General features: G+C 52.3%; 2 protein-coding genes. One reads left to right on the top strand and one right to left on the bottom strand.

The genetic code is table 11. From position 1 onward, the window contains the following. Positions 1 to 8: 8 nt before the first annotated feature. The gene (locus tag QVO99_RS08190) at positions 9 to 698 is read right to left on the bottom strand and encodes a phosphatidylserine decarboxylase family protein (RefSeq protein ID WP_022317128.1); all 690 of its coding nucleotides are present in this window, start codon (positions 696 to 698) and stop codon (positions 9 to 11) included. A 175-nt stretch (positions 699 to 873) separates the two neighbouring features. On the opposite strand from QVO99_RS08190, the gene dnaE reads away from it, so the two are divergent. Then, a partial coding sequence (dnaE, locus tag QVO99_RS08185) for a DNA polymerase III subunit alpha (protein ID WP_288177071.1) occupies positions 874 to 3,630 on the top strand: 2,757 nt, incomplete at its 3' end.

Here is a 3,630-nt window from a genome sequence, read left to right as displayed (position 1 = left end):
GTGTGCTCTTATTTGAGCTTTGCGATGACGGTCTTGTCTCCGGTGGTGCTTTGTCCCATCTTCACGCACACCTCCGTGCCGAGTGGCAGATATACATCCACTCTTGAACCGAATTTGATGAATCCAAGATGCTCGTCGATGTAGCAGTCTTCTTCCGGCTTCGCGTATGTCACGATTCTTCGTGCCACGGCTCCCGCAATCTGTCTGCACAGGATTTCCGTGCCGTCTTCGGTCTCAAGCATTATGTCAGCGTGCTCATTCTCCTCGCTTGCTTTCGGTAGCCATGCCTTGTGGAAGTTTCCGTTCTGATGGTGAACGAATTTCACTTTGCCGTCAACGGGAAACCAGTTGGCATGCACGTTGAAAAGGCTCATGAATATGCTTATCATTAGTCGCTTGTCGTGGAAATAAGTGTTTTCCTCAACCTCTTCGATAACCACAATCTTTCCGTCGGCAGGTGCTACTACCACCTTGTCGGTGTCGCCCTCGAAATATCTTTTTGGGCAGCGGAAAAAGTTCAGCACTATGGCATAGACGATTCCGAAGATGCCGACAAAGCTCCAGAAAGCCGCTTTGCAGTCTACATAGAACCAGAGTATTGCAGCGACGGCGACGACGAAAATCGCCCCGTAGAGCAGCGTGTCTGTTCCTTCTCTATGTATTCTTACGTTCTTCAGTTTTTTTATTTTCTTACCCATAGTATTTCGTCGTAAAATAGAAGCTTGTTTTTAAAGTATCTGCAAAGATACCGCTTTTTTGCGTATTTCGCAAATTTTGTTCTTATTCTTTTGCCATTTCATGGATAAAGCGTAACTTTGAGCCACTTTTATAGCAAAAAGTAAAACAGAAAACTTAACCACCTTATACTCAGTGATGCAGGATTTCATACATTTACACGTACATACATATTACAGTATCCTTGACGGACAGTCGAGCGTATCGAAGCTCGTGGACAAGGCCGTTGCCAACGGCATGAAGGGAATGGCGATAACCGACCACGGCGACATGTTCGGAATCAAGGAGCTGTTCAACTATTGCAACAAGGTGAACGGCAAGCTCCGCGACGAGGGCAAGCCTGAATTCAAACCCATCTTCGGTTGCGAGATGTATGTGGCGCGCCGCAAGAAGTCAGACCGCAGCGACCCAAAGGTGGACAAGAGCGGCTACCACCTGATAGTGCTCGCCAAGAACTACAACGGATACAAGAACCTGATAAAGCTCGTTTCCCGTGCATGGGTAGACGGATTCTACATGCGTCCGCGAACCGACCGTGAGGACCTGGAGAGATATCATGAAGACCTCATCGTGTGTTCGGCATGTATCGCCGGCGAGGTGCCGGCAAAAATCCTGCGCGACGACATCGAGGGAGCACGTGAGGCGGTAGAGTGGTATAAGCGGGTGTTTGGCGACGACTACTATCTGGAGCTGCAGCGGCACGAAGTGAAAGATCCCAACCAGAGGGCAAACCGAGAGACATTCCCGCTGCAGCAGAAGGCGAACAGGGTGATACTGCAGCTTGCCAAAGAATACGGCATAAAGGTGGTATGTACCAACGACGCCCATTTCGTGGACAAAGACAATGCCGAGGCACATGACCATCTGCTGTGTCTCTCCACCGGCCACGACCTCGACGACCCCAACCGTATGCTCTACTCCAAGCAGGAGTGGTTCAAGACCCGTGAGGAGATGAACGAGGTGTTTGCCGATGTGCCGGAGGCGCTGTCTAACACAATTGAGATTCTCGACAAGGTGGAGACATACTCCATCGACCATGCCCCCATCATGCCATTCTTCCCCATCCCCAAAGAGTTCGGAACAGAGGAAGACACACGCCGCAACATCACGCCGGAACAACTATACCATGAGTTCACCTCAGACGAGAACGGCGAGAATCCGCTGCCGAAAGATGAGGCAGACAAGAAGATAAAAAAGCTGGGAGGCATCGACAAGCTGTATAGGATAAAGTTTGAGGCAGACTATCTTGCCAAGCTCGCCTACGACGGAGCAAAGGAACGCTACGGCGATCCGTTGTCGAAGGAAGTGCACGAACGAGTGAAATTCGAACTGCATATCATGAAGACGATGGGATTTCCGGGATACTTCCTCATCGTGCAGGATTTCATCAACTCGGCACGCGACGAGCTGGGAGTGATGGTGGGACCGGGACGTGGATCGGCAGCAGGATCCGTCGTGGCATACTGTCTGGGCATCACCAAGATAGACCCGATGAAATACGACCTGCTGTTTGAGCGTTTCCTCAACCCCGACCGTATATCGCTCCCCGATATCGATACCGACTTCGACGATGACGGACGAGGCAAGGTGTTGGAATGGGTGGAAGACAAATATGGCCACGACAAGGTGGCGCATATCATCACATACGGAACGATGGCGACGAAGAACGCCATCAAAGACGTGGCGCGAGTGGAGAAAGTGCCGCTTGCCGAGGTGAACGCCCTCTGCAAGCAGATACCTGACAAACTGTCGGATTCAGAAGGAAACTCGCTGAAGATGAACCTTCCGAACGCCATCAAATGCGTGCCGGCGCTGAGAGAGGCAGAGGCTTCTCCAGACCCGCGGATGCGCAACACCATAACTTATGCCAAGATGCTTGAGGGCACTGTGCGTGGCACAGGTATCCATGCCTGTGGCACCATCATCTGCCGCGACGCCATCAGCGACTGGGTGCCGGTGTCAACGGCAGAAGACAAGTCGGACCCCGGCCACAAACTGCTCTGTACGCAATACGACGGACACGTGATTGAGGAGACCGGACTCATCAAGATGGACTTCCTCGGACTGAAGACCCTATCCATCCTGAAAGAGGCAGTGGAGAACGTGAAGCTTCACCGGGGCATAGACATAGACCTCGATACTATCCCTATCGACGACCCGGAGACATATCAGCTATACAGCGAAGGACGCACCATCGGAACTTTCCAGTTTGAGTCTGCCGGAATGCAGAAATACCTGCGCGAGCTGCATCCCACGACATTCGAGGACATCATCGCCATGAACGCCCTCTACCGTCCGGGACCAATGGACTATATCCCATCCTTCATCGCCCGTAAGAACGGCAAGGAAGAGATAAAATACGACATCCCTTGCATGGAGAAATACCTGAAAGACACCTACGGCATCACGGTGTATCAGGAGCAGGTGATGCTTCTCTCCCGTCAGCTCGCCGACTTCACCCGAGGCCAGAGCGACGCCCTGCGTAAGGCGATGGGAAAGAAGAAGAAAGCCATCGTAGACCAGATGAAGCCGATGTTCATCGAGGGCGGAAAGAAAAACGGCCACGACCCGAAGGTGCTCGAGAAAATATGGGCAGACTGGGAGAAGTTCGCCAGCTACGCCTTCAACAAGTCGCATGCCACCTGCTACTCATGGGTGGCATATCAGACGGCATATCTCAAGGCACACTATCCTGCCGAATACATGGCTGCCAACATGAGCCGGAACCTTGCCAACATCACCGAAATCACGAAACTCATGGATGAGTGTAAGGCGATGGGAATAGAGACCCTCGGACCCGACGTGAACGAGAGCCGCAACAAGTTCAGCGTGAACAAAGGCGGAGCCATCCGTTTCGGACTCGCCGCCATCAAGGGAATGGGAGCGGCAGCTGCC

This window comes from Prevotella sp. CAG:592 (genome assembly GCF_000436015.1).
GTDB classification, from domain to species: domain Bacteria; phylum Bacteroidota; class Bacteroidia; order Bacteroidales; family Bacteroidaceae; genus Prevotella; species Prevotella pectinovora.
The sequence above is the reverse complement of the archived record's forward strand: the minus strand, read 5'-3'. Positions and strand labels throughout refer to the sequence as shown.